Consider the following 24,977-nt stretch of genomic DNA (forward strand, 5'->3'; position numbering starts at 1 on the left):
GAATTACGCCTCCATTACTAATAGTTGTGGATCGTTCAATAAACGCTTAATGTGATTCAATGCATTTTGAGCTGTTGCACCATCGATTAGACGGTGGTCAAAGCTAAGAGATAGCGCTAAAACAGGAGCTACTACTACTTCTCCATCTTTAACAACTGCTTTTTCAGCAATACGGCCGATACCTAAGATCGCTACTTCTGGGTGGTTGATTACTGGTGTGAACCATTGACCGCCTGCAGAACCGATATTTGTAATCGTACAAGATCCGCCTTTCATCTCTTCACCAGAAAGCTTGCCATCACGTGCTTTAGTAGCTAGCTCATTGATTTCAGCAGAGATTTTGAAGATGGATTTACGATCAGCATCTTTTACAACTGGTACCATTAAACCGTTATCTGTATCTGCTGCGATTCCGATGTTGTAATAGTGCTTGTACACGATTTCTTCGTTAGCATCATCAATTGATGCATTAAGCACTGGGTACTCACGAAGTGCAGAAGTTAATGCTTTTACCACGTATGGAAGATAAGTAAGCTTGATGCCTTTATCAGCAGCAACTTGCTTGAACTTCTTACGGTGTGCAACAAGATCAGTAACGTCCACTTCATCCATTAGTGTAACATGTGGAGCTGTATGTTTGGAGTTAACCATCGCTTTAGAGATCGCTTTTCTAATTCCTTTGATCTTTTCACGCGTTTCCATTTCTCCAGCTGGAATTGCTTTTGGAGCTTCTTTCTTCGCTTCCGCTTTAGGTGCTTCTTCGCCAGCTTTTGGTGCTTCTGCCGCCGCTTCTCCACCGCCGCTTACAAACTTGTCAATATCTTCTTTTAATACACGTCCGTTATCTCCAGAACCTTGTACTTTACGGATATCTACTTCTTTTTCACGAGCATATTTACGAACAGAAGGCATTGCGATTACACGTTTAGATTCGTCTGCTGGTTCTTCTTTAGATGTAACTTCCGTTTTATCTGTTTTAGCTTCTGATTGATCAGCTTCTTTCGCTTGATCAGCAGTCACATTCTTCTCTTCTTCAGCTTTAGGCTGTTCCGGAGCTTCGTCGCCTCCGCCATGAGCATCAGCAGGAATCTCACCTTCTGCCTCGATCGTTACTAGAACATCACCAACAACAGATACTGTTCCTTCATCTACTTTTAATTCAAGGATTTTACCGTCTACAGGAGATGGAATTTCAACTACAGCCTTATCGTTTTGTACTTCAAGCAGAATATCGTCTTCTTTAACTGCGTCCCCTGCTTTAACAAACCACTTTACGATTTCACCTTCGTGAATTCCTTCACCAATATCGGGAAGCTTAAATTCATATGCCACGACTAACGCCTCCTATTTTATAACAATCTTTATTCGTCACTTATGTGAAAGAGCTGAAAGAAATAGTCTATTACAGACTTCTCTTTCAGCTAACATTCATTTTTTTTAGAAATTGTAGACCTTCTTTGCTTTTTCTACAATATCACGATGATCTGGGATCCAAACATCTTCTGCAGAAGCATACGGGAACACTGTATCTGGTGCTGTTACACGAAGTACAGGTGCTTCTAAGTGAAGGATTGCACGATCGTTAATTTCAGCAACAACGAACGCACCAATACCAGCTTGTTTCTGTGCTTCTTGTACCACGATAGCTCGTCCTGTTTTTTCAACAGAAGCCATGATTGTTTCAATATCAAGCGGGCTGATCGTACGAAGGTCAATAACTTCAGCAGAAATACCTTCTTTTTCTAATTCTTCAGCAGCTTTTAGTGATGCGTGAACCATAGCACCGTAAGTAATGATAGATACATCTTTACCTTCACGCTTCACATCTGCTTTACCAAGTTCGATCGTGTATTCTTCCTCTGGCACTTCACCACGGAAAGAACGATACAATTTCATATGCTCTAGATAAACTACCGGATCATTATCACGGATAGCAGAGATTAAAAGTCCTTTTGCATCATAAGGAGTTGAAGGAATAACAACCTTGATACCAGGAGTTTGATACATCAAGCCTTCAAGGCTGTCTGCATGAAGCTCAGGTGTTTTAACGCCACCACCAAATGGTGAACGAATTGTTACAGGAGAAGTGTAAACTCCGCCTGAACGGTATCTCATACGAGCCATTTGTGCAGCAACTGAATCAAATACTTCAAAAACGAATCCAAAGAACTGAATCTCCATTACTGGACGGAAACCTGTAAGCCCAAGACCTATTGCAAGTCCCCCAATTCCAGACTCAGCTAGCGGAGTATCAAAAACGCGCTCTTCTCCAAATTCTTTTTGAAGTCCTTCAGTAGCACGGAAAACTCCGCCGTTTTGACCTACGTCTTCACCGAAAACAAGAACTTGTTCATTGTTCTTTAATTCATTACGCATAGCGTCTGTAATTGCTTGAATCATAGTCATTTGAGCCATATTATTTCGACTCCTTTGCTGTGTATTCTTCTAACTGCTCACGAAGGTTGAACGGAAGGTCTTCAAACATGAACCCGATTAGGTCACTAACCTTTTGCTTAGGAGCTCCGTCTGCTTTCTTGATGGCAGCTTTAATATCTTCTTTCGCTTCTTCAACTACTTTATTTTCTTGCTCTTCAGACCAAAGGTTTTTCTTTTCCAAGAACTTACGGAAACGAACTAGTGGATCTTTCTTTTCCCATTCGTTATCAAGATCTTTTGTACGGTAGCGAGTAGGGTCGTCCCCTGCCATCGTATGTGGTCCATAACGATAAGTAAGAGTTTCAATTAAGGTAGGACCTTCACCAGAAATTGCACGCTCACGAGCTTGTTGAGTCGCTGCATACACGGCAAGAACATCCATTCCGTCAACTTGAATACCTTCAATACCAGCTGCAACCGCTTTTTGAGCGATTGTTTTTGCTGCAGATTGCTTCTCAACAGGAACAGAGATAGCAAAACGGTTGTTTTGAACAACGAAAATTGCATTAGCACGATAAGCACCTGCAAAGTTAAGTCCTTCATAGAAGTCACCTTGTGATGCTCCACCGTCACCTGTGTATGTGATACATACGTTTTTCTTGCCTTGTTTCTTAAGACCGAAACCAACACCAGCAGCTTGGATAATTTGAGCACCGATGATAATTTGAGGCATTAATACGTTAACGCCTTCAGGAATCTGTCCACCTTGGTAGTGTCCACGAGACCATAAGAACGCTTGAGATAATGGGAAACCGTGGAAAACCATTTGTGGGATATCACGGTATCCTGGAAGAATCCAATCTTCTTTGTCTAATGCAAAGTGAGTACCAAGCATCGAAGCTTCTTGTCCAGCTACTGGTGCATAGAAACCAAGACGTCCTTGTCTGTTTAAAGAGATTGCACGCTGATCCCAAATACGTGTGTAAACCATGCGACGCATTAATTCTTGCAGATCTTCATCAGACAATTTCGGCATCGCCGATTCGTTAACAACTTCTCCGTCTTCAGAAAGAATCTGGAACGTTTCAAATTGATCTTGAACAGCATCAATTGTTTTCGTCATGAAAAGTCACCTCTTCCTTTCTTTTACCCTGTCAATTTTCCCTTATCTTAAAAACATGCACATATTTAACAGGTTGCCCAAAGTGATACATTTTTAAGACAGGTTTATATTTTTAAAAGGCTTTTAGGTATGCCTTTGTGTACCCACCTGAAGTTTTCCCTTGTATTCAAGAGCTAAACCATCTTGCGGCACCCTAACTGTATTACTATTTTATGTAACTAGAGTAACACAACAATCCTTTTCACGTAAATTAGTTTACACCACCCTTCAAACACAGTCAATCCATAGGTTGCATATAGTTAATACAACTTTAAGTGTTTTTCATTTTAAGATACTAACTGAATTTCATTAAACTGTTTCACTACAAAATAACCACTGTATTAGTTCCTGTTTCATAGGGCATATCGATATTTCAACGTGTTTATTAATGTTGCTTAATATTGATTTTGTTTATTCTCAAATTTGGCAGAAGTCCAAGTCACAAAAGAATTTTGTATTTCCGTTCTTTTTTATTAAAAAACCTCTATGTTATGATAAGAGGAAATTGTAATTAGATAAAAAGTTTAATGGCACGGAGGTTATGCTTGTGTTAACCATGAAAGATATTGTAAGAGAAGGTCATCCTGCTTTACGAGAAAAAGCAGCTGAGGTACCTGTCCCTTTTTCAGAAGAAGATATTAAAATAGCTAACCAGCTACTCGAGTTTGTAAAAAACAGTCAAGATCCTGAAATTGCAAGTAAATACAATTTAAGACCAGGAATTGGAATAGCAGCACCTCAAATTGGCATTACAAAACGTATTTTCGCTTTCCACGTTACTGATGAAAATGGAAAGTTATACAGCTATGCATTATTAAACCCCAAAATTATTAGCCACTCGGTCCAGATGACTTATTTAGACGGTGGTGAAGGTTGTCTATCTGTTGATCGAGAGGTTCCAGGGCTTGTCCCTCGTTATGCAAAAGTAACCGTAAAAGGATTTACACCAGATGGTTCAGAAGTGGAACTTAAGCTAAAGGGTCTGCCCGGAATTTGCTTTCAGCATGAGCTTGATCATTTGGACGGCATCATGTTCTACGATCGCATCAACGAAAAACAGCCATTTGAACCACCAGCAAACTCAGTAGTGTTCAGATAGCTGAATAGAATTACCAGAAGATAACTCATAAGGGCTCAAAAAAAGCCTTTGTGAGTTATTTTTACGTTCACTAACAAAACGGGTCTATACATATTATCGTAAGGTTTAGAAAAGAAAGTTGCATTTTTTAATGTAGATAGTGTGGTTACGGTACGTGTTCATTTATTTTTCACACGTTCGCGCAACTTCCTTTCATTTACGCTCAGTTGAATGCAGTTTTCGCGAAGTTGAGCTTCAGTTCCACGCACAATCGCTCCCTAGGCGATTTTCAGTCACCACATTAAAATATAGGCAGTTTCGGTATTAAAAGGTCTTCTAAGCATGTCAGCAGCGGCAAACCAGCTATAAAATCCATAATGCTTTAGTCTTAACCCGGGAATTTTTAAGGTATTACGTTGGTTTTTACAAAAAGAAAGAGGAATGACTCTGCCTTGAGTCATCCCTCTGTTTATTTAAGCTGCATCACGGTCATCATCAACGAGCAATGCGTCTTGTTCATTCGTTTTACTTCGAATAAATAACATCGTTACAAACACGGTCGTAACTCCTGCAATTGAATAGGAAATCATTGTTGATAATCCTAATCCGATAGGCGCATTACAAATGTAGGTTACCGTTACCATCGTCATAAAAATGGCCGGAAGCGTTGCGATCCAGTGGTTTTTATTCGATCTCTTTAAATACATAGCTCCTACCCATAAAGCAAGCATAGCTGTTGATTGGTTTGCCCAAGAAAAATAACGCCACAAAAGTGTAAAATCAATTTTAGTTAGTAGAAAAGAAATTACAAACATAGGTATTGCAATCCAAAGTCTTGGCGCTAGTTTCTTTTGGCTGATATTAAAATAATCAGCTAAAATCATTCTTGCGCTTCTAAATGAAGTATCACCTGAAGTAATAGGTAAAATAATTACTCCAATCACAGCAAGTGTACCACCAACTGCTCCTAGCATTGTAACGGACACTTCACTTACAACGGCTGCAGGTCCGCCTTGTGCAATGATTGCGGCAAGTGATTTCCCATTGAACAAGCTCATAGCTGCAGCTGCCCAGATCATAGCGATTACAGCTTCTGCAATCATCATGCCATAAAAGATTTTTCTGCCTTCTTTTTCATTTTTAGTCGTGCGGGAAATAATCGGTGACTGTGTAGCATGAAACCCAGAAAGTGCACCACAAGAAATGGTTAAGAATAATAAAGGAAAAATCGGTACATTATCAGGATGCATATTTTCTAATGAGATTTCTGGGATAGGTGCTCCCGTGAGAATTAGTCCTCCACCAATACCGACTGCACTGATTACAAGCAATGCCCCAAAGATAGGGTACACGCGACCTATAATCTTATCTACCGGCAGAAGCGTTGCTAAAATATAATAAACGAAAATAAGACCAATGATCACACTTAAACTCATCCAGTTTCCTATTAAATCATGAATAAGTGCTGCTGGAGCACTGACGAAAACGGTACCTACTAATAACAAAAGTAAGAGCGTAAACCCGTTTACAACATGCTTCATCGCTTTCCCTAAAAACTTACCAGCTAGCTGGGGTAAATGCGCCCCTCGATTACGAATCGATATCATTCCTGTTAAATAATCGTGAACAGCACCTGCGAATATGGCTCCTAATACAATCCATAGAAAGGCAACAGGTCCATATAGTGCTCCCATAATCGGTCCGAAGATTGGACCCACACCTGCAATGTTTAATAGTTGAACGAGGGAATTTGTTTTCGTCCCCATAGGCACATAATCAATACCATCTTTTTGTGCATATGCTGGGGTTTTCCTGTTTTGCTTAATCCCAAATACTTTCTCAACATACTTTCCATACGTAAAATAACCGACAATTAATAAAACGATGGATAATAAAAATGTAATCATGTTGATCCCCTCCCTTGTTGTATACGCTTACATTCTACACGAAAAAGAAAAAACACTCAATTTTAAACTGAGTGTTCACGCGGATTGGTCATGTTTGATTGAAATAGCTTTGATTCGTTTTTTCTTTCCAGTTAAATAAACTCCTGTAAAAATCAATATCAATCCTAAAAAAGCGATAGGATGTATCTTCTCATCCAATAACACACTTCCCCATATCACCGCTGATACAGGAACTAGATACGTCACAAGAGTGGCGAACTCTGCTGAACCAGCTGAGATCATGTAATAATACAAAAGATATGCTAGGCCTGATCCGAAAACACCTAAACCTATAAAGGAGAGTACAACCTTTTGATCGAACACATGATCAGGCATATGCCATCCACCAGTGAACCCCATCATTATTGTACTTAATAAAAGTCCAGCTAAAAGAGTCGTAGAGGCTGTTATCCAAACTGTCGTCCCTTGTAAATGCTTCTTGGCAAATTGTGAGCTGTAGCCATAGCAGCTTGTAGCTATTAGCATTAAGACTATCCCTAATATAAGCTGGTTCTTCGCAAGTCCTGGTGCATCAATATCCATTAAAAATAGAATTCCCACGAAACCTATCATAACCCCTATCCATTGTCTCCATTGTAATTTTATCGAAAAGAAAAAAACTCCCATCATCGTTGTCCAAATTGGAGTTGTAGCATTTAGAATGGCTGTATATCCACTATCAAGAAAAGTTTCACTCCAAGCGATTAAACCCCAAGGAATTCCTGCATTCAATACGCCTACAAAGGCAAGCTTTTTTACAGGAATAGAACCCCAGTTTACGGTTTGTTTACTTAAAAGAAACAAAGGTAGAATGGTAATAATTCCTAGCAAACATCGAATAAAAACAATCTGCCAAGGTTCAAACACACTAAGCAGAACCTTTATGAACAAAAAGGACATTCCCCAGATTAAACTTAAAACGAAAAGTGCTGAATAAAGTTTCATCACTTCGACTCCCCCTTTATATAAAAACCCCTTTAAATAAAATGTAACAATTTCCCTCTCAAAATCTCTTTCAACTTACACATACTATGTAATAAAAAAAGTGACGGAGGGCAATAAATGAAAATGAGAATGCGTTTTTTAAAGAAATTAAGAAAATGGGTCAAACAGCAAAATAATAATGGAAAACTGATTATTAACTAAGTTAAATTTTCTTTAGACTACAGTCATTATAATGGATAACAATGTACACTTAATAGTAATTATTTTTCTATTATTACGTGTTTTAACATGAACCTTTATGAAAAAACATGAAAAACATGTCACTTTCCTTTATAATAGGACAAAGAAACTCAAAAACTACAGACCGGTAAGGAGACATGAAAGATGATTTATAAAGTATTTTTTCAAACTAGCTTAACAGAGGTTCCTGTACGCGAACATACACAAACAGTATATGTAGAAGCTGAAACGATTAATGATGTACGTCTAAAACTAGCTGACCGCAAATACAACATTGAGTTCATACAAGAAATTAACGGTAAATTTCTAGAGTATGAAAAAGAAACGAACTCATTGGAATTGGAGAATGTATAATTTATGAAATTTGTAAAAAATCATCAAGCCGCTGTTTTTGCTCTTGGCGGTTTAGGAGAAATCGGTAAAAATACGTATGCCGTTCAATTTCAAGATGAAATCATTTTAATTGATGCAGGTATCAAATTCCCTGAAGATGAGCTTTTGGGAATTGATTACGTAATTCCTGATTATACGTACCTTGTAAAAAACGAAGAAAAAATTAAAGGTTTATTCATCACTCATGGTCATGAAGATCATATTGGCGGTATTCCTTATCTGTTAAGACAAGTTAACATTCCGATTTATGGCGGTAAACTTGCACTAGCGTTAATTAAGAACAAACTTGAAGAACACGGTTTGCTGCGTCGTGCGCAATTACATGAAATCACAGAAGAAGATGTGATTAAGTTCAGAAAAACTTCTGTAAGCTTTTTCAGAACCACTCACAGCATTCCAGACTCATACGGCCTAGTTGTGAAAACACCTCCAGGTAACATTGTACATACAGGTGACTTTAAGTTTGACTTCACACCTGTTGGTGAACCAGCAAACTTAACGAAGATGGCTGAGATCGGAAAAGAAGGCGTTCTATGCTTGCTTTCTGACTCAACAAACAGTGAAGTTCCTGGATTTACTTTATCTGAGAGACGTGTCGGAGAAAGTATTCAAGATATCTTCAGGAAAATGGAAGGCAGAGTTATCTTTGCTACCTTCGCATCAAACATTCATAGATTGCAGCAGGTTGTTGAAGCATCAGTCGCTAACAACCGTAAAATAGCAGTTTTTGGCCGAAGCATGGATTCTGCAATCACGGTAGGACAAGAACTTGGATTTATTAAGGCACCTAAGAATACGTTTGTGGATGCAAACCAAATTAACCGTCTTCCTGATAATCAAGTTACAATTTTATGTACAGGGAGCCAGGGTGAGCCAATGGCAGCTCTATCTAGAATTGCAAATGGCACACACCGTCAGATTCAAATCATTCCTGGTGATACTGTTGTCTTTTCATCTTCACCGATCCCAGGAAACGCACTCAGTGTAAGTAAAACGATTAACCAGTTATATCGTGCAGGTGCAGAAGTTATTCATGGATCTTTAAACGATATTCATACTTCAGGACATGGCGGTCAGCAGGAACAAAAGCTTATGCTTCGTCTAATGAAGCCAAAGTTCTTTATGCCGATCCACGGTGAGTATAGAATGCTTAAGATGCATACGAAACTTGCATCTGATTGTGATGTTCCTTCGCAAAATTCTTTTGTAATGGACAATGGTGAAGTACTTGCTTTATCCCAAAATGAAGCGATGGTTGCAGGTAAAATCCCTTCTGGATCTGTTTATGTTGATGGCAGCGGAATTGGCGATATTGGAAACATCGTTCTTAGAGACCGTAAAATCCTCTCAGAAGAGGGACTTGTCGTTGTCGTTGTAAGCATGGACATGAAGGAATTTAAAATTGAAGCAGGACCTGATATCATCTCCAGAGGATTTGTTTATATGCGAGAATCAGGAGATCTGATACATGACGCACAAAGTTTACTAAGTAAGCACCTTGAAACGATCATGAATGAAAAACGAACAACTCAGTGGTCGGAAATCAAAAACGAAATAACAGACACATTAGCACCGTTTTTGTATGAAAAGACAAAAAGGCGTCCAATGATTCTTCCTATTATTATGGAAATTTAATAAACATAATAAAAACCGTTCCCCTTTTTGAGGGTAACGGTTTTTTATTCTTCGTTTGCCATTTGCTTTTCTAACCGATTTATATCTTTGTCCTTGCCAATTACAATAAGCACATCTCCCTGACGGATCGATTGATCAGCTTGTGGTGATACAAAGATATCTTTCCCCCGTTTAACTGCAACAACGTTACAGCCAAATCGTGCACGGATATCAAGCTCGATCAGAGATTTCCCATTCAATTTTTGAGTTGCTACAAGCTCTACTATACTATGTTCATCGGATAATTCTAAGTAATCCAGAACGTTATTGGATACGATTTGGTGAGCAATTCGTACACCCATATCGCGTTCAGGGTGAATAATCTTATCTGCTCCTATTTTCCTTAACACTTTTTCATGATAATCATTCTGTGCTTTAACCGTTATTTTACCAACACCCATTTCTTTTAATATGAGCGTTGTGAGTATACTGGATTGGAGATTATCTCCAATGGCCACTACAACATGCTGAAAGTTCCGTATACCTAAACTTTTTAACACACCTTCATCTGTTGAGTCAGCAATTACAGCATGTGTCACAATATTAGAAAACTCATTCACTCGATCTTCATCAATATCTATCGCTAATACTTCCATTCCTTGATCAGACAATGCTTTACACATACTGCCTCCAAAACGCCCCAGACCGATAACTGCAAACTGCTTCTTCAAACATACTCACTCCAATCCCAGTGTCATAGCCTTATTTTACCACATATTCAATTATTCATTATCTTATCTTATTGCATCATATGTATAAAAACGAAAAAAACACGTTATCCACTCATCTTCTTTTATATTGCAAAAATAACCCAAGAGCTATGTCTTGGGTTATTTCAATCAAAATTAGTTATTAAACTTCAAGAGTTTTTTGTCCAGGCTTCCAGTTAGCTGGGCAAAGTCCGCCAGTTTGAAGCGCTTGAAGAACACGTAACGTTTCCTCAACATCACGGCCGATGTTGTTGTGGTTTACTACAGAGTACATTAATTCACCTTCAGGAGAGATGATGAATAACCCACGAAGAGCAATACCTTCTTCTTCGATTAGAACACCATAGTCACGTGCTACAGAGTGGTTAGTATCAGCAGCTAGTGCGTAATTTAACTCTCCAAGTCCGTTCATGTCACGAGGAGTGTTAATCCATGCTTTGTGAGTGTGAATAGTATCAGTTGAAACACCGATTACTTCAGCATCAAGGTCTTCAAACTCGTCAAAACGGTCGCTAAGAGAAGTGATCTCAGTTGGACATACGAAAGTGAAGTCCATTGGGTAGAAATAAAGAACTGTCCATTTATCGTTCTTCATGTTTTCTTGAAGACTTACTTTTCCAAATTCTTTATTTGGTAATACTGCATCCATTTCAAATCGAGGTGCCTGTTTTGCTACCATACGTTCTGCCATAGGTGAAAATCCCTCCAAAAAATCTGTTTTATTTACATGGGTAATTATAGTACAACCCTTATTTTTAGTCAATATTAAGTAATAATTAATTTAAATAAGGATTTCTGTTCCCACTTTTTAATTTCTCCTTAATCATAGCAAGTTAAACTAAAAAAGTGAAATAATCCGCTCGTTATAGATAATTACATTCTCAATAAAGTAGTTTGAATTGAGGATTGCTTGGGAAATCATATAGTCAAAGGAGGGATAACATTGCCATATGATTCAATAAGAGAACTGCCTGATGGGGTAAAAGATAACCTCCCCCACCATGGACAAGAAATTTATAAAGAAGCATTCAATTCTGCACTTAAAGAATATAAAGAAGAAGAAACAGCTCATAAAGTAGCGTGGAGTGCTGTTAAACACAAATACAAAAAAACTGAAGATGGTACGTGGAAAAGTAAAGACTCCTGACTTAGTAATCAGGAGTCTTTGTTTTGAAAAGTTGTTTTATTTTCATCTGAAAGCTTTTCAATGCCAATTTTTTTTATCTGCCTTCCATCTAATTCTAAAATGGTAAAGCGGTAGCTCTCATAGTTGAATGAATGATTGGTCTCAAGATCAATCGACCTTGTTAAAACCCAACCTCCGATCGTATCAATTTCAGAGTTATCGATATCAAGCGCAAATAGTTCGTTTATTTGTGAGATTAACACTTTTCCATCAACAACGGTTTGATCGTTATTAATCTGCTGGATTTCTGGCTCTTCATCTACATCGAACTCGTCTCTGATCTCCCCAACGATTTCTTCTAATATGTCCTCAACGGTAACAATTCCTGCAGTTCCTCCATACTCATCTACAAGAACTGCCATATGTGTTTGGTCTTTTTGCATTTTAACCAATAGTTTTTGAATAGGAATGGTTTCATGGACGGTTATGATTGGCCTGATATATTCTTTCAGTTCGAAATTTTCTCTGCTGAAATGTTCATTAAAGAATTCTTTTATATTTACTAGTCCAACAATATGATCCTTATCCTCGTTTCCGACTGGGTACCTCGTAAATTTCTCTTCACGCATGATCGCCATATTCTCTTCACACGAGTTTTCTAAAAATAAACAAACCATTTCAGTTCTTGGTATCATAATTTCTTTTGCTATTCGATCATCAAATTCAAAGATTCTATTTACATAACGATACTCAGATTGATTAATCTCGCCCCCTTGTAAGCTTTCTGAAAGGATTAGACGAAGTTCTTCTTCTGTATGTACCACTTCATGTTCACTTGCAGGACTAATACCAAAGACTCGTGTCAGCATATTTGCTGATCCATTTAGTAAGAAGATGAAAGGATACATGACCTTATAAAACACGATAATCGGTTTTGCTGTAGCCAATGAGACCATTTCCGCTTTTTGAATCGCTACAGTTTTAGGTGCTAATTCTCCTAGAACCACATGTAGGAAAGTAATAATGAAAAAGGCAATTGAAAAAGAGAGTGTATGCGTAAGGCCTTCATTTAACCCGGCATTTTCAAATAAAGGTCTTAGAAAAATCTCAACGGTTGGTTCTCCCAGCCAACCTAGTCCTAGAGCTGTAATCGTAATTCCTAACTGACAAGCTGATAAATAGCCATCAAGATTACCGAGAACTTTTTGAGCGGCGATGGCTTTACCATTCCCTTCAGATGCTAAGTGGTCGATTCTCGTTTTACGCACTTTAACAATAGCAAATTCAGTAACCACGAAAAAAGCGGTTAATATGATTAATAATATGATCATAAGGACATTTAAGATTGGCATATGAACCTCCCCCATCTGCAGCTAACTTTATTTTTTATATGATTGGTTGGTCAACTATTTCCCTGTTAAAACGTGCGTTAAACAGAAATAAGGGGCAGCATGGCTGTCCCCGGGAATGCTATGATTGTAATCTGCTTTCAACAGCCTGACAAATTTCATCTGCTGACATGCCATGAGCGTTCAAGACAGAGCCTTGAGTCACCGCGTTTTGCATGCCCATAACATTCTCATCCTGACCGGAAATTACACAGCAATCACAGCCATTTGCATCTTGTTCCTGACGAAGTTCCACTACATCATGTCCTGCAGCTCTTAAAGCCTCAGAAACATTTGTTAATGATTGTTCAACACCAATTCTAGCCATATTCCCACCTCCTTACCTTTGTTAATGTTTCCAACTCTGAGAGGTAATATGTAACGAACGCATCATGTGATTCCTCTAACGTACGAATGCCGTTTAAAGAGTGTGTGCCGACACCAAAACTTTTGGATTGGCAGCTATTTTATGTGGATGGAGCTCGCTTTTCACTTCAAAAAACAAAAAAACGGCCGCAGTGGCCGTTTTCCTAATTTCTATTCCCTTTAAAAGTGAAATATTGAATTAAAAGATCTACCGCAGGCTGAATCGCTTCTTCTTGCGGCTTTAATTTTGAGTGATGGAGACCATATTGGGTATCGACCCCAAGCCAGAACATGAAACCAGGGATTTTTTCTAAAAAATATCCATAGTCTTCTCCTGTCATTGCCTCTTTGCATTCAATAACATTTACACCATTATACTTATCAGCAAAATTCATAAACTCGCGAGTTAACTCTGGTTCATTGTCTACTTGCCTGTAATTAGATCCATAATCAATAACCGCTTCACATTCAAATCCACTTTTAATCCCTTGAATTAGTGCCTCAATCCGGCTTTTCACCTTAACCATCGCCTCCTGAGACAAGGTTCTAATTGTCCCTTCTAGCCTTGACCGTTCAGCGATTATGTTTTGTTTTGTTCCACCGGTAATTTTGCCGATCGTGACAACAGCAGAATCCAAAGGATCTATGTTTCGGGCAACAATGGTTTGCAATTGTGTTACGAGATGACTAGCAGCGACAACCATATCATTACTATGGTGGGGATATGCTGCATGTCCGCCCTTTCCGATAAGATCGATGAAAAGTTCCGAAGTATTTGCAAATAACAAACCTTCTTTTACAGCAATCGTACCTACCGGATATTCAGGTGCAATGTGCAGTGCTGTAATCATATCAGGTTTTAATTGTTGAAAAAGCTCACTCTCGCGCATTGGAAGCGCTCCACCTGGTCCTTCTTCAGCAGGCTGAAAAATGAATAACAGATGGTCGTCAATCGGGTTCACCGCAAAATGAGACAATAAGCCAATCGCGATTGTCATATGAATATCATGGCCGCACGCATGCATCATACCTTCATGAAGCGAGGAGAATTCATAGCCCGTTTCTTCAATAATTGGAAGCCCATCTATATCAGTACGATAGGCTATTGTTTTGGCTGGTCTCTTCCCTTTCACTTTTACAAAAATACCAGTTTCCCAAGGATGAACTTCAAGATGATCCTGTGGAAGTGTGGAGATGAGATTTAGAAGATAACTTTGAGTTTTAAATTCCCGAAAGCCCAACTCCGGTATTCGGTGAAGGTCTTTTCTAATCTCAATTAATGGCTTCATCTTCTTTCATCCCCTTATATTTGTCAAAAGACTCAATAAAACAATTTTAGACTCAATACTGACTGCCAGACATTAACTGATTAGTCGTTTAACTGACGAAGCTCTTGTCTGATTTCTGTTTTTGATTTCGTTTTTTCGTCGATCTTTTTTAGAACACGTGCTGGTGTTCCACCTACAACCGTGTAAGGCTCAACATCTTCAATTACGATCGCACCTGCAGCAACTACCGCACCTTTACCTACTGTAACACCTTCTAAAACAACAGCATTTGCACCGATTACAACATCGTCTTCAACGACTACTGGCTTAGCAGATGGCGGCTCGATCACACCCGCTAGAACCGTGCCTGCACCAATGTGACAGTTCTTACCTACTGTAGCTCGTCCACCTAGTACAACGTTCATATCAATCATTGTACCTTCACCAATAACTGAGCCGATATTAATTGAAGCACCCATCATGATAACGGCATTATCACCGATTTCAACTTGATCACGAATAATCGCGCCAGGTTCGATACGTGCTTTAATGTTTTTCATATCTAATAGAGGAATCGCAGAATTGCGACGGTCGTTTTCGATTACAAAGTCTTCAATGTTGCTTTCGTTTTCGCGAATCGCAGCTTCGATGTCTTTCCACTCACCAAACAATACAGCTGTATTGCCTGAAGGGAACACCTTAGTTTCTTTACCGAAATCAATGTTTTCAAGATTTCCTTTAACGTAAACTTTTACAGGTGTAGATTTTGTTGAGTTTTGAATAAAAGAGATAATTTCGTTTGCATCCATCATTTTCATGTTTGTTAGTTCCTCCTTAAAAGTCATTCTGTATTGTATTAAACCACTAAATATAGAAAGATTCAAACCTTATTCATTCGTTAATTTTCGGATTAAATCCATAAATGCATTCACTTGTTTCAGTTCAGATCCCGTTCCATGATGAATAAGCCACGTATCTCGCTTAATCGCGTTACCCCTCTTATCAGTTAACGGAATCTTAAAAACGTCATCTTCTGGTCTAAGGCTGATAGAAGGCAGGATCGCATAGCCGATTCCATTCAGTGCCATCTGTTTGCACGTTTCAATTTGGTCTACAACAATCGTTTTTTGAGGTGTTGTTTTAAAATGAGAGTGCCACCAGTCCTGGATTTCTTGATAATAGGTAGAATGGCTTTTAAATTGAATAAAAGGCTTTGAAGTCTCAGCTAGTTCGTCTAATGAAGAAATCGTCGTGTCTACTAAGTACAAATGATCAGACAGAATATGATCCTTACTTCCCCGCCATTCGGGATTACCTCTAACAATTCCAAGATGTATTTTATCTTCATACAAGTGCTTTATAATCTCTGAACTCCACCCTGTTATTAGAGAAATATTTACATGAGGGTAAAGATTGACATATTCTTTTAAAACATGCGGCAGCCAATATTGTCCAATAATTGACGCTACAGCAAGTTTCAACGTCCCATGAACGTGTTCAGAAAGGGATTGGAGCTCCTCTTTCACCACTTCTTCTTTTTGAAGAACTTCTGTAACAAAGGAGATAATCTTTTCACCCGCTGGGGTTAAATTTAATCCCTTTTGTGATCGGATAAAAATAATCGTTCCCCAATTATTTTCGATGGATTGAAGACGCTGACTTAGAGCTGGTTGTGAAACATACAGCCTTTCTGATGCTTTCCTCATATTCAGTTCTTCCGCAAGCACTTTTAGAATTCGAAACTCGGATAACTGCATATATACTCCTTTTTATGTGATAAGTATTTCTTATTGAATATTGTTCATTTTATGTAATTTAATTTAAGTATACCTTAGCATAGGATATAAATGTAAGCAGAAATGAAAGGACGTGAGAATCATGATGTATTTCCTTATACTAGTCGGTTTTGCGGCTACTTTTGTTGGCACGCTTTCCGGAGGCGGAGGTATGATCAACTTTCCTATTATGCTGTTGTTAGGTATTCCTGTTCACTCAGCAATTGCTGCTAATAAGTTCGCAAATATGTTCAGTTCTTTCTCAAGCTTTTTCGTTCTGCTCCGCAAGAATGATACGAAGCTCGCTCCATACTTTGTTTCAGGGTCTATTAGTTTAGCAGGGGGTATATGCGGCGGTTTGATTGCCTCATCGATCTCAAGGGAACATTTAACAATCATCGCCTTGATATTACTAACGGGCGCACTGTTTTTAACGTTTATAAAAACGAAGAAAGACGTCAATCCAGAAAATGAAACTACACAGCTGCCTCTGAGGAAGTACCCATACCTTTTTGGAATCGGGGCATATGACGGCATGTTTGGTCCAGGTCAAGGAACGATGCAGATGCAGCTTTTTTTACGAAACGGTTTTACATATATTCGAACGGTATCGTTCACTCGTTTCAACACATTCTTAAGCTGCACAGGAGCTGTTTTCACTTATTTGTGGGCTGGTCACTATATGTGGGGTGTGGCTATTCCGTTAACGATCGGCAGTATTTGCGGGGCACAAGCTGCTGTTAAATTAGCACCAAAATTAAAAACAAAACAAGTTACAATCCTAATGCGGACTGTAACTGTTATGCTGATACTTCAATTAATTATTCAGTGGGGGTAAGAAAAATGAAAATTAACGGCATCCATCACGTCCAATTATGCATTCCACACAATAAAGTAAAGGAAGCAAAAGACTTCTATCGAGGGATCTTGCAGCTTCAGGAAATCACAAAGCCTAAAGCACTTCAAAAAAATGGCGGGATGTGGTTTCAAATCGGTCATCAAGAGCTCCACATAGGTGTTGAAGACCAGATTTATAAAGGTAAACATCATCCAGCTTTTTTAGTTGAAAGCCTTCAAGAATTACGCGACCATCTCATTCTTCATAATATACAGATTCAAGATGAACTTCCCATCCCAGGTTTTAATCGCTTCACTATTCGTGATCCGTTTGGAAATCGAATTGAGTTTATTGAGCGCAGCTTAGTTTAAGGTTTCCCATTGTCTTTGCCGTCTTCTGGTTCAACATGAATTTGAATACTTTCAACATTATATGCTTCTTTAATGGTATCTTCTATCTTCTCTGTGATTTCATGGCTTTCAACAACGTTTAAAGAAGGATCAACTTTGATCGTAACATCAATGATCGCTCGGTTACCGTGTTTACGTGCTTTAAGATCACCAACATTCTCAACGCCTTCAACATCTAGAATTTTGTGCTCCATTTCTTTTCCTTCTTCATAATCAAATCCGTCAGAAAGGTTATGAGAAGTCTCGGTAAAAATTTCCCATCCGGTCTTAATGATAATGAGACCAACCAGAACCGCTGCAGCAGGATCTAGCCATGGTAATCCGATCTGTGCCCCAAAGATTCCCACTGCAGCTCCAATACTGACAAATGCGTCTGACCGGTTATCAAGAGCTGCTGCTTTTAGTCCTTGGCTGTCTGTATCTTTTGCAACTTTAATATTATAAAAATAAACGACCAACATAACCGCTGCACCGAACAATGCGATTATAGCCGCTATTAAAGACGGCTCTGATTCAACCCCATTAACCATCTTTTTAATAGACGAGATTAGGACTTCGATACCGATGACAACCATGATAAAAGAGGCTACCATTGATGCTATGGTTTCTGCTCGCAGGTGACCATACGGGTGATCTTCATCTGCAGGTTTTCGTGAAATTTTAAGACCAATTAATACGGCGATCGAAGCAATAATATCTGTCGCATTGTTCAATCCGTCAGCAACTAAGGCATCAGAATGGTATATGAATCCTGACACAAGTTTTACGATAGAAAGAAAAATATATGCTCCTAAACTAATATAAACACCGCGTTCCACTCTTTTTTGCTGATCAGATTGCATTCTCTATTCTCCTTCGTTCAATGATACCTTTTACATCATAAAGAATGGATTCCGGGTGGGTCTAGAGCAATCTTTTTCCCTATAGGAAACATTAATGCTCGTAAATCATTTTTCTAGTCATTCCGCCATCGATTGTAATGTTCTCCCCTGTGATAAAATTATTATCACTTTGAGCAAGGAATAAACAAGCTCTCGAAATATCAGATGGAACTCCTACTCTTTTAGAAAGGTGCTGATCATGGTCAATCTCTCGCAGCTCTGTATAATTTCCTGTATGAATCCAGCCAGGACTTATAGCGTTAACTGTGATGAAATCGTCAGTAAACGAAGCTGCCAGAGCGTGAGTTAACGCAACAATCCCACCTTTTGTCGCAGCATAAGCCTCAGAATTCGGCTCAGACATTGACGCTCTAGTTGATGCCATATTAATTATCGAGCCACCGCTAGATTGAGACATAAATTTAGCTGCTTCTCTTGAAAAAAGAAAGACACTTCTTAAGTTGGTGTTTATAATCTCATCCCATTCATCAACTGTTAATTCATAGGGAGATTTCCATTTTGAAAGTCCTGCATTATTAATCAAACAATTGATTTTACCAAGATTATCATGTGTTTCTGACACAGCTTTTATGATTTCTTCAGGATTTTTGACGTCACACGTAATACCTACCGCCTTATGTTGTATGTGACGAACTTCTTCTAGTGTTAACTCAAGTTCGTTTGCATTGTAGTCAATTAATGATGGAATCCACCCTGCTTTAGCAAAATCGATCGCAATTTGTTTTCCGATCCCTTTAGCAGCTCCTGTTACAATTACCACTTTATCGTCATTTTTCATGGTTCAAAACCTCCATCATATATATGTATTACTCTATTTATTCCCTATCTTTGTTCACTTTCAAAACTAATTCTGTTTAGAAGGACGTAAACAAAAAGAAAACTGCCGACAACGTCGACAGCTTAAACATTATTTCTTGCGCCATGGGCCGCATGGCGGCGGGCATGGTGGCGGACAAGGACATGGGGGCAGCATAGGTTGAGTTGTTCCCATAATATTTTGCTGCGTTGCCTGGTTTAGGACGTTTGTGTTCTGCGGGAAATAATGTACATATTTGTAGTTCATCTGATTTACTTGTGTTGTTTGAGTTGGATGGATCATCGGAACATAAACATCTTGCTGATTATATTGAACTTGTTGATTTGTAGGACTATATTGCGCAGGCAAAACTTGCGGAGGATAATATTGTGATGGTAAAGCGCCCATCTGCGGCATCTGTGACATAGCTCCCATTACTGGACCACCCATTTGTCCCATTGCACCCATAGTTGGACCCATTCCCATTGCACCCATCGTAGGACCCATTGGACCCATTCCCATTGCACCAGCTGCAGGCATACCCATTCCCTTTTTAGCAAAAATGCCAGGGCGTTTAAATAAACCCAAAAAAGTGTTCTCCTTTCAAAAACCATGAATCATATTTCTCTATATTTTATGTAGGACGACTTAAAAAGTTCGTCCAAATTTGAATATAGGTGCGAATTTCGGTTATGAAAACAGGTTCACTTATACTGAGTGGGGTATATAGACAACGAATTCTAGAAATTTAAGGATTAATTCTAGAAATATTGGACTTATTCCGGCGAATTTCAGCTAGAATACGGCGAGTTTTGCTCATATATCGGCGAGTCGACAAAACCAACAGATGCAAATGGGTCCTATAACCCAGATCCACTCACAAACTAGCTATTAAGAGACTAAAAACAAAAAAACTTCTTATCAACTAGATAAGAAGTTTACGTATGTATGTTGTTATGGTGACCTGTGAGGGACTTGAACCCCCGACCCCTTCCCTGTCAAGGAAGTGCTCTCCCACTGAGCTAACAGGTCTTAATCGGTTTCTAGCAATCTTTTAAGATATTTTAAAATATACGACACCATTATTGCTCTGTCAATCATTTTTTATTAAGCGTATTAATCCTTTTATAAGTTTATGAGCCACGCTCTAAGACTTCAAATCAATTTATAGGCCCATATGAAAGATTTATAGGCCCTTCAAATCAATTTATAGGCCTTTAAATTCTTTTTATAGGCCATTCGACAATTGTTGCTTTTTCAACAATAAAAGCCTCCTACTAAAAGGAGGCTTAATACAATCTATTATCCAATCTTCTCTTCATTCTCATGCTGAGCAATTTCTTCAGCTGTTAAACGCTCTTGTTTATCTCGAAGTCTGTGTGCAAGACGGCTTGAGGCGTTTGCTGCAATACTTGCTACTAGATCGTCTAAGAACGTGTGCACTTTACCGTTTGCGATTTTCGTATCAAGCTTTTGGATAATTCCCATCTTAAATTTATCCAAGTGCCCAAACGTTGTAACTGCAATGCTTCCGTATCCAAATACAGCGCCTAGTGCGATCGTTTCATCCACGCCGAACAACCCTTCGTCTTGTTCCACAATGCTCTGCAGAGGTTCAGAAAGCTTTTTTTGTTCGGCCAAAATATCAAGTTCAACACCTACTAAAATAGCATGCTGGATCTCCCGCTTCATTAATACAGCATCTACACTTTCAATACACTCATCTTTTGTTAAACCTGGTGAAAACGGAATCTGCATTTCATACACTATATCTGCAATCTCTGGTATGGTGACGCCTCTTTCATTCAGCAGCCTTCTTGCAGCTGCCTCGACTTCACGACTGTGCACTCTATTTTTCAACAGACTTCACCTCATTTTTTTATGTTCACTGTATGGCTGCATTCGTATTGATTCTTTCATTATATCATTATGTGTTACAATTATACGAGTTGAATGAAAACGCTTATAATTTATGATAACTGTCAGCAAAGGAGGTCCATTTTATGGCCATACTTAAGGGTTCTATTACAGATGATAAGATTTATAGCAAATATTTGGATGAAGAAATTGACTTGTTAATTTACCTTCCGTCCAAATTCACTCCGCTTGTTAAATATCCAATCCTTGTTGCACAAGATGGCAGAGATTACTTTCAATTAGGAAAGCTGGCAAAGACCGCTGATAGACTTATGGAAGAAGATCAAATGCAAAGCTGCATTATCGTAGGTGTTAATCATAAAGGGATTGAAGATCGAAAAGCTAAATATGATCCTGCGGGTGAAAAGCACGAAAATTATATACGTTTTATGGCATTTGAATTAACAGCTTACCTAAACGAAAAGTTCAACACACTTCAATTAGGTGCTGGAATGGGCTTAATTGGTGATTCATTAGGCGGTTATGTGGCATTTAAATTAAGTCTTTTGTATCCCAATACGTTTGGCAAAGTTATTCTGCAATCACCTTATGTTCCTGAAAGCCTCATAGAAACAGTTGAGGCTATCGAACAGATTCAAACATTAACCATCTACCATTCTATTGGGGACGAAGAAGATCAATTTACGAATCCAGAAGGAATTACACGGGACTTTTTAACTCCAAATAGAATGATTAAAAACTTGTTAAATAATCTAGCATTGGATTATGAATACTCTGAGTTTCAAGGAAATCACCTTTGGGTAAACTGGCAGAAAGATTTGGTTCCTGCGTTAATGTTTCTTTACAACAATCACTAACTGTGGGAAATAAATAGAATATTTGGTATACTAGTTCAAAAGATGAGGGAGGAAGAATTATGAAATACGGTATTGCTATTTTTCCATCAAAAAATCTACAAGATAAAGTAAATTCCTACCGAAAACGGTACGATCCGCATTATGCCCTTATCGCACCTCACATCACTTTAAAGGAACCCTTCGAGGCGACTGAAGAAGAGCTTCAGGATCAGATTTCCTATATCTCATCTGTTGCTCAAAACATTAATCCGTTTTCAATAATGATTAACAAGGTTGGCTCCTTCCACCCTGTTAATAATGCAATTTACTTAAAAGTAAACGAAGCTGAAGAATTAAAGTCATTGCACGATCAGCTGTACTCAGGTCCTCTTGAACATCAGCAGCCCTACAATTTTGTTCCTCATTTAACGTTGGGGCAAAAGCTATCGGACGAAGAACATTCGGATGTATTGGAACGTCTGCGTATGATTGATATTGTACACGAAGAAAGAATTGACCGTTTTCAATTGCTTTATCAACTTGATAACGGATCTTGGACTGTATATGAAACATTTCGACTTGGAAAAGGAGTTTAAGCAGATTGATTAAGACATACACAACGAACGAACATGGATTTCAAGATGCTTTATCTGTCAGAAAAGATGTATTCGTTCGTGAACAGCAGATTGATGAAAGTGAAGAAATTGATGGAAACGAAGATGTTTCTTTTCATTTTGTTCTTTACGAAAACGAAAAGCCTGTTGGAGCAGCCAGGCTTCGAGAAGTAAACGGTGAAGGAAAAGTTGAACGGGTTTGCGTCCTTTCTTCTCATCGTAAAAAGGGTTTAGGCGAAGAATTGATGAAGGCAATGGAAGAAAGTGCACTTGAACGTTCTTATTCCAGCCTTATATTATATGCACAAACTCAAGCAGAAGACTTTTATAAAAAACTCGGGTACAGCACCACTTCTAAAGAACCTTTTCTAGATGCCAACATACCTCATGTCGCAATGAAAAAAGTATTGAAATCGTCCATGTGACGGCTTCAATACTTTTTTCGTTTATAAACATATTTTCTCGTCAAAACTGTACTATAATTCGTTTTTATGAGGAGACAATGGTTGATGAACATTCATGTTGGACAGTTAACGACCGAACTAATTGTGGGCTTTGTTGCTCTTTTTATACTCACAAAGATTTTAGGTAAAACGCAAATCTCTCAAATTACCCCATTTGATTTTATTTCGTCTATCTTTTTAGGTGAATTAGTGGGTAATGCCATGTATGATGATGAAACATCGATTTTTGTTATTTTGTATGCTATTTTGATTTGGGGAACAATGGTTTATGTCGTAGAAATTATTTCACAGAAATTTAAAGGTACTCGTCAGTTTTTGGAAGGAGCACCTACAATCGTTATACGGAAAGGCATGATTGACCGTGAAATGTTAAAGAAAAGCAAGCTTGATATAAACCAGCTTCAAAACTTAGTTCGCCAAAAAGGCTTTTTTGGATTAAGAGAAGTTGAATATGCCATTTTAGAATCAAATGGGTCACTTAGTATACTGCCGAAGTTTGAATACGGCCCACCAAATAGACAAGATATGAACTTGAATAGCCAGCAGCAGCCTGAACTCCCAGTAACATTGATATTAGATGGAGAACTTAATCATGATAATTTATCGACAGCAGGAATCTCAAAAAAAGAACTAATGGAACAGCTTCATAAACAGGGCTATTCTTCTGTTGAAGAAGTTGTTTACGCCGAAAAGTCTGAAGGAAAACTATTATTTATGCCTTTTACTGACCCAAAAAAATAATTGGTTTTCCTCCCCATATTTTATACATCGCTTTTCCTTCTTCAATAAGCTGTATGAAATAGGCGGAAACAGCTGTTCTAAAAAGAGTATACATCCCGATATTTGCGGGCTGTATATTATATTGCGTTATTATTTTCGCTATTAAGTTCTCTAAAGATATTCCAGAATCTCCTGATTCAGCAATGATAGAATGAACTTGGGTGGCTATTTTTTCATGAACATCAATATTCTCTTGAATGACTTCATGATACTTCTTGGTGAATTTCCCATGACCAGGAACCATTCCTTCTATGTTCATGTTTTTCAATTTTAATAATGTCTCCTGATTCTCTGTGGCATTTACGATAAAGGGAATCTTATGCTTTTCAAGAACATCACTGCCTAAAAATGCATCTGCCGCATATAAAATTCCTTTGTACGATACGCCAAATTGATTATGACTGTGTCCCGGCAAAGCAAGGAATTCAAGTGGAAATGTTTTGTCCCAAATACCTTCCGTACAGATCTCATCTACCCTAATAGAGGGAGCCTCCAAAAACTTATTTCTCATCTCACTTAGAGGGGAATTACCGTTAAATAAGTAGATGGGTTCAAGAATCGAGTTTCTCATAATCGCTTCTTCTAATGAGGGAGCGATCGTATGTACGTTAAAATTTCTTTGTATATATTGAGCTCCCCCAAAATGATCTGCGTGAGCATGCGTGATAAAGAGATGGGTAATGGGCAGATTCTTTTTCACAAGATGCTGAACCGCTTTTTTTGCGGCTGAAGATTCTAGACCTGCATCAATTAACATCCCCTTGCTTTCATCTTCATTTACAATATAGCCTATATTTACAGCGCTATTAAAATAGTAGCACCCTGCTGCTATCTCTTTAAATTCCATTTTAAACACTCCAATTATTTATTCAGTGTAAAAACTAGGTTGCTATTTCAGTAGTGCTGTTTTCGTATTCATTGCTGCTTTGATTCCCGTTATATGTCACTCGCTTTTTCTTAATGGCAGTATGGTGAATCACCTTTCATTACAATTAATTTACCAATAAAAAAG

The 24,977-nt window shown here is 38.4% G+C and carries 27 protein-coding genes and 1 tRNA gene; 10 read left to right on the forward strand and 18 right to left on the reverse strand.

Annotated features, from left to right (window positions below; all coding sequences use genetic code 11):
- Nucleotides 1-3: 3 nt before the first annotated feature.
- From QUF49_RS11920 to pdhA, 3 genes are all read right to left on the reverse strand, one after another.
- On the reverse strand, nucleotides 4-1,332 hold the full coding sequence (locus QUF49_RS11920) for a dihydrolipoamide acetyltransferase family protein (protein ID WP_289495837.1): 1,329 nt from the start codon (nucleotides 1,330-1,332) through the stop codon (nucleotides 4-6).
- Nucleotides 1,333-1,437: 105 nt separating this feature from the next.
- On the reverse strand, nucleotides 1,438-2,415 hold the full coding sequence (locus tag QUF49_RS11925; RefSeq protein ID WP_289495838.1) for an alpha-ketoacid dehydrogenase subunit beta: 978 nt from the start codon (nucleotides 2,413-2,415) through the stop codon (nucleotides 1,438-1,440).
- A gap of 1 nt (nucleotide 2,416) precedes the next feature.
- Nucleotides 2,417-3,499: a pyruvate dehydrogenase (acetyl-transferring) E1 component subunit alpha gene (gene pdhA / locus QUF49_RS11930; RefSeq protein ID WP_289495839.1), complete on the reverse strand. Its 1,083-nt coding sequence runs from the start codon at nucleotides 3,497-3,499 to the stop codon at nucleotides 2,417-2,419.
- A 586-nt stretch (nucleotides 3,500-4,085) separates the two neighbouring features.
- Here pdhA and def point away from each other — a divergent pair.
- On the forward strand, nucleotides 4,086-4,637 hold the full coding sequence (def, locus tag QUF49_RS11935) for a peptide deformylase (protein ID WP_289495840.1): 552 nt from the start codon (nucleotides 4,086-4,088) through the stop codon (nucleotides 4,635-4,637).
- A gap of 452 nt (nucleotides 4,638-5,089) precedes the next feature.
- Here def and QUF49_RS11940 read toward each other — a convergent pair whose 3' ends face one another.
- Nucleotides 5,090-6,523 carry a carbon starvation CstA family protein gene (locus tag QUF49_RS11940; RefSeq protein ID WP_289495841.1) on the reverse strand — a complete coding sequence of 478 codons (1,434 nt, stop codon included), beginning with the start codon at nucleotides 6,521-6,523 and terminating at the stop codon, nucleotides 5,090-5,092.
- Between the two features lie 75 nt (nucleotides 6,524-6,598).
- The gene (locus tag QUF49_RS11945) at nucleotides 6,599-7,507 is read right to left on the reverse strand and encodes a DMT family transporter (protein ID WP_289497645.1); all 909 of its coding nucleotides are present in this window, start codon (nucleotides 7,505-7,507) and stop codon (nucleotides 6,599-6,601) included.
- A gap of 384 nt (nucleotides 7,508-7,891) precedes the next feature.
- Here QUF49_RS11945 and QUF49_RS11950 point away from each other — a divergent pair, with 384 nt between their 5' ends.
- The gene (locus QUF49_RS11950; RefSeq protein ID WP_289495842.1) at nucleotides 7,892-8,101 is read left to right on the forward strand and encodes a DNA-dependent RNA polymerase subunit epsilon; all 210 of its coding nucleotides are present in this window, start codon (nucleotides 7,892-7,894) and stop codon (nucleotides 8,099-8,101) included.
- A gap of 3 nt (nucleotides 8,102-8,104) precedes the next feature.
- A complete protein-coding gene (gene rnjA, locus QUF49_RS11955; protein WP_289495843.1) occupies nucleotides 8,105-9,775 on the forward strand; it encodes a ribonuclease J1 in 1,671 nt (556 codons plus the stop codon).
- Between the two features lie 44 nt (nucleotides 9,776-9,819).
- On the opposite strand, the gene QUF49_RS11960 is transcribed toward rnjA, so the two are convergent.
- Nucleotides 9,820-10,485 carry a potassium channel family protein gene (locus QUF49_RS11960; protein ID WP_289495844.1) on the reverse strand — a complete coding sequence of 222 codons (666 nt, stop codon included), beginning with the start codon at nucleotides 10,483-10,485 and terminating at the stop codon, nucleotides 9,820-9,822.
- 181 nt (nucleotides 10,486-10,666) lie between these two features.
- Nucleotides 10,667-11,215: a peroxiredoxin gene (locus QUF49_RS11965; protein WP_289495845.1), complete on the reverse strand. Its 549-nt coding sequence runs from the start codon at nucleotides 11,213-11,215 to the stop codon at nucleotides 10,667-10,669.
- A 252-nt stretch (nucleotides 11,216-11,467) separates the two neighbouring features.
- Here QUF49_RS11965 and QUF49_RS11970 point away from each other — a divergent pair, with 252 nt between their 5' ends.
- Nucleotides 11,468-11,671 (forward strand): ChaB family protein, encoded by a 204-nt coding sequence (locus QUF49_RS11970; RefSeq protein WP_289495846.1) that lies wholly within the window; start codon nucleotides 11,468-11,470, stop codon nucleotides 11,669-11,671.
- A gap of 8 nt (nucleotides 11,672-11,679) precedes the next feature.
- Here QUF49_RS11970 and QUF49_RS11975 read toward each other — a convergent pair whose 3' ends face one another.
- The 5 genes from QUF49_RS11975 to QUF49_RS11995 form a co-directional block, all read right to left on the reverse strand.
- The gene (locus QUF49_RS11975) at nucleotides 11,680-13,002 is read right to left on the reverse strand and encodes a hemolysin family protein (protein WP_289495847.1); all 1,323 of its coding nucleotides are present in this window, start codon (nucleotides 13,000-13,002) and stop codon (nucleotides 11,680-11,682) included.
- Nucleotides 13,003-13,120: 118 nt separating this feature from the next.
- Entirely contained in the window at nucleotides 13,121-13,366 is a 246-nt protein-coding gene (locus QUF49_RS11980; RefSeq protein WP_289495848.1) for a YkuS family protein, read from the reverse strand.
- Between the two features lie 202 nt (nucleotides 13,367-13,568).
- Nucleotides 13,569-14,693 (reverse strand): N-acetyldiaminopimelate deacetylase, encoded by a 1,125-nt coding sequence (locus QUF49_RS11985; RefSeq protein WP_289495849.1) that lies wholly within the window; start codon nucleotides 14,691-14,693, stop codon nucleotides 13,569-13,571.
- 80 nt (nucleotides 14,694-14,773) lie between these two features.
- Nucleotides 14,774-15,490 (reverse strand): 2,3,4,5-tetrahydropyridine-2,6-dicarboxylate N-acetyltransferase, encoded by a 717-nt coding sequence (gene dapD, locus QUF49_RS11990; protein WP_289495850.1) that lies wholly within the window; start codon nucleotides 15,488-15,490, stop codon nucleotides 14,774-14,776.
- A 69-nt stretch (nucleotides 15,491-15,559) separates the two neighbouring features.
- Nucleotides 15,560-16,429 (reverse strand): LysR family transcriptional regulator, encoded by an 870-nt coding sequence (locus tag QUF49_RS11995; protein WP_289495851.1) that lies wholly within the window; start codon nucleotides 16,427-16,429, stop codon nucleotides 15,560-15,562.
- A 121-nt stretch (nucleotides 16,430-16,550) separates the two neighbouring features.
- Between QUF49_RS11995 and QUF49_RS12000 the strand changes: the two genes are divergently transcribed.
- Both QUF49_RS12000 and QUF49_RS12005 read left to right on the forward strand, forming a co-directional pair.
- A complete protein-coding gene (locus tag QUF49_RS12000; RefSeq protein WP_289495852.1) occupies nucleotides 16,551-17,285 on the forward strand; it encodes a sulfite exporter TauE/SafE family protein in 735 nt (244 codons plus the stop codon).
- A gap of 5 nt (nucleotides 17,286-17,290) precedes the next feature.
- On the forward strand, nucleotides 17,291-17,656 hold the full coding sequence (locus QUF49_RS12005; RefSeq protein ID WP_289495853.1) for a VOC family protein: 366 nt from the start codon (nucleotides 17,291-17,293) through the stop codon (nucleotides 17,654-17,656).
- Here the strand turns inward: QUF49_RS12005 and QUF49_RS12010 are convergent.
- From QUF49_RS12010 to QUF49_RS12030, 5 genes are all read right to left on the reverse strand, one after another.
- Nucleotides 17,653-18,537 carry a cation diffusion facilitator family transporter gene (locus tag QUF49_RS12010; protein WP_289495854.1) on the reverse strand — a complete coding sequence of 295 codons (885 nt, stop codon included), beginning with the start codon at nucleotides 18,535-18,537 and terminating at the stop codon, nucleotides 17,653-17,655. The genes QUF49_RS12005 and QUF49_RS12010 overlap by 4 nt on opposite strands.
- Nucleotides 18,538-18,628: 91 nt before the next feature.
- Nucleotides 18,629-19,375, reverse strand: a complete 747-nt coding sequence (locus QUF49_RS12015; RefSeq protein WP_289495855.1) for an SDR family NAD(P)-dependent oxidoreductase — start codon at nucleotides 19,373-19,375, stop codon at nucleotides 18,629-18,631.
- Between the two features lie 129 nt (nucleotides 19,376-19,504).
- Nucleotides 19,505-19,981: a CotD family spore coat protein gene (locus QUF49_RS12020; RefSeq protein ID WP_289495856.1), complete on the reverse strand. Its 477-nt coding sequence runs from the start codon at nucleotides 19,979-19,981 to the stop codon at nucleotides 19,505-19,507.
- A gap of 369 nt (nucleotides 19,982-20,350) precedes the next feature.
- Nucleotides 20,351-20,425, reverse strand: a tRNA-Val gene (locus QUF49_RS12025).
- Between the two features lie 270 nt (nucleotides 20,426-20,695).
- Nucleotides 20,696-21,253: a phosphatidylglycerophosphatase A family protein gene (locus tag QUF49_RS12030; RefSeq protein ID WP_289495857.1), complete on the reverse strand. Its 558-nt coding sequence runs from the start codon at nucleotides 21,251-21,253 to the stop codon at nucleotides 20,696-20,698.
- Nucleotides 21,254-21,396: 143 nt separating this feature from the next.
- Between QUF49_RS12030 and QUF49_RS12035 the strand changes: the two genes are divergently transcribed.
- The 4 genes from QUF49_RS12035 (at nucleotide 21,397) to QUF49_RS12050 (ending at nucleotide 23,926) form a co-directional block, all read left to right on the forward strand.
- Complete coding sequence (locus QUF49_RS12035) at nucleotides 21,397-22,128, forward strand: alpha/beta hydrolase (protein ID WP_289495858.1); 732 nt, start codon at nucleotides 21,397-21,399, stop codon at nucleotides 22,126-22,128.
- 59 nt (nucleotides 22,129-22,187) lie between these two features.
- Nucleotides 22,188-22,703 (forward strand): YjcG family protein, encoded by a 516-nt coding sequence (locus QUF49_RS12040; RefSeq protein ID WP_289495859.1) that lies wholly within the window; start codon nucleotides 22,188-22,190, stop codon nucleotides 22,701-22,703.
- Between the two features lie 5 nt (nucleotides 22,704-22,708).
- Nucleotides 22,709-23,146 (forward strand): GNAT family N-acetyltransferase, encoded by a 438-nt coding sequence (locus QUF49_RS12045; RefSeq protein WP_289495860.1) that lies wholly within the window; start codon nucleotides 22,709-22,711, stop codon nucleotides 23,144-23,146.
- An 84-nt stretch (nucleotides 23,147-23,230) separates the two neighbouring features.
- The gene (locus QUF49_RS12050; protein ID WP_289495861.1) at nucleotides 23,231-23,926 is read left to right on the forward strand and encodes a YetF domain-containing protein; all 696 of its coding nucleotides are present in this window, start codon (nucleotides 23,231-23,233) and stop codon (nucleotides 23,924-23,926) included.
- Here QUF49_RS12050 and QUF49_RS12055 read toward each other — a convergent pair.
- Nucleotides 23,907-24,812 carry an MBL fold metallo-hydrolase gene (locus QUF49_RS12055; RefSeq protein ID WP_289495862.1) on the reverse strand — a complete coding sequence of 302 codons (906 nt, stop codon included), beginning with the start codon at nucleotides 24,810-24,812 and terminating at the stop codon, nucleotides 23,907-23,909. The two genes, QUF49_RS12050 and QUF49_RS12055, sit on opposite strands and share 20 nt — an antisense overlap.
- Nucleotides 24,813-24,977 lie beyond the last annotated feature (165 nt).

This window comes from Fictibacillus sp. b24 (assembly GCF_030348825.1).
Lineage (GTDB): Bacteria > Bacillota > Bacilli > Bacillales > Fictibacillaceae > Fictibacillus.

Excerpts from the sequence above, each read along its gene's own strand:
- QUF49_RS12010 (WP_289495854.1), bottom strand. The coding sequence starts at position 18,537 with ATGCAATCTGATCAGCAAAAAAGAGTGGAACGCGGTGTTTATATTAGT.
- QUF49_RS11945 (WP_289497645.1), bottom strand. The coding sequence starts at position 7,507 with ATGAAACTTTATTCAGCACTTTTCGTTTTAAGTTTAATCTGGGGAATG.
- QUF49_RS11980 (WP_289495848.1), bottom strand. The coding sequence starts at position 13,366 with ATGGCTAGAATTGGTGTTGAACAATCATTAACAAATGTTTCTGAGGCT.
- QUF49_RS12040 (WP_289495859.1), top strand. The coding sequence starts at position 22,188 with ATGAAATACGGTATTGCTATTTTTCCATCAAAAAATCTACAAGATAAA.
- QUF49_RS11985 (WP_289495849.1), bottom strand. The coding sequence starts at position 14,693 with ATGAAGCCATTAATTGAGATTAGAAAAGACCTTCACCGAATACCGGAG.
- QUF49_RS12055 (WP_289495862.1), bottom strand. The coding sequence starts at position 24,812 with ATGGAATTTAAAGAGATAGCAGCAGGGTGCTACTATTTTAATAGCGCT.
- QUF49_RS11975 (WP_289495847.1), bottom strand. The coding sequence starts at position 13,002 with ATGCCAATCTTAAATGTCCTTATGATCATATTATTAATCATATTAACC.
- QUF49_RS12015 (WP_289495855.1), bottom strand. The coding sequence starts at position 19,375 with ATGAAAAATGACGATAAAGTGGTAATTGTAACAGGAGCTGCTAAAGGG.
- dapD (WP_289495850.1), bottom strand. The coding sequence starts at position 15,490 with ATGAAAATGATGGATGCAAACGAAATTATCTCTTTTATTCAAAACTCA.
- QUF49_RS12050 (WP_289495861.1), top strand. The coding sequence starts at position 23,231 with ATGAACATTCATGTTGGACAGTTAACGACCGAACTAATTGTGGGCTTT.
- rnjA (WP_289495843.1), top strand. The coding sequence starts at position 8,105 with ATGAAATTTGTAAAAAATCATCAAGCCGCTGTTTTTGCTCTTGGCGGT.
- QUF49_RS11925 (WP_289495838.1), bottom strand. The coding sequence starts at position 2,415 with ATGGCTCAAATGACTATGATTCAAGCAATTACAGACGCTATGCGTAAT.
- QUF49_RS11950 (WP_289495842.1), top strand. The coding sequence starts at position 7,892 with ATGATTTATAAAGTATTTTTTCAAACTAGCTTAACAGAGGTTCCTGTA.
- QUF49_RS12005 (WP_289495853.1), top strand. The coding sequence starts at position 17,291 with ATGAAAATTAACGGCATCCATCACGTCCAATTATGCATTCCACACAAT.
- QUF49_RS12000 (WP_289495852.1), top strand. The coding sequence starts at position 16,551 with ATGATGTATTTCCTTATACTAGTCGGTTTTGCGGCTACTTTTGTTGGC.
- QUF49_RS11965 (WP_289495845.1), bottom strand. The coding sequence starts at position 11,215 with ATGGCAGAACGTATGGTAGCAAAACAGGCACCTCGATTTGAAATGGAT.
- QUF49_RS11995 (WP_289495851.1), bottom strand. The coding sequence starts at position 16,429 with ATGCAGTTATCCGAGTTTCGAATTCTAAAAGTGCTTGCGGAAGAACTG.
- pdhA (WP_289495839.1), bottom strand. The coding sequence starts at position 3,499 with ATGACGAAAACAATTGATGCTGTTCAAGATCAATTTGAAACGTTCCAG.
- QUF49_RS11940 (WP_289495841.1), bottom strand. The coding sequence starts at position 6,523 with ATGATTACATTTTTATTATCCATCGTTTTATTAATTGTCGGTTATTTT.
- QUF49_RS12035 (WP_289495858.1), top strand. The coding sequence starts at position 21,397 with ATGGCCATACTTAAGGGTTCTATTACAGATGATAAGATTTATAGCAAA.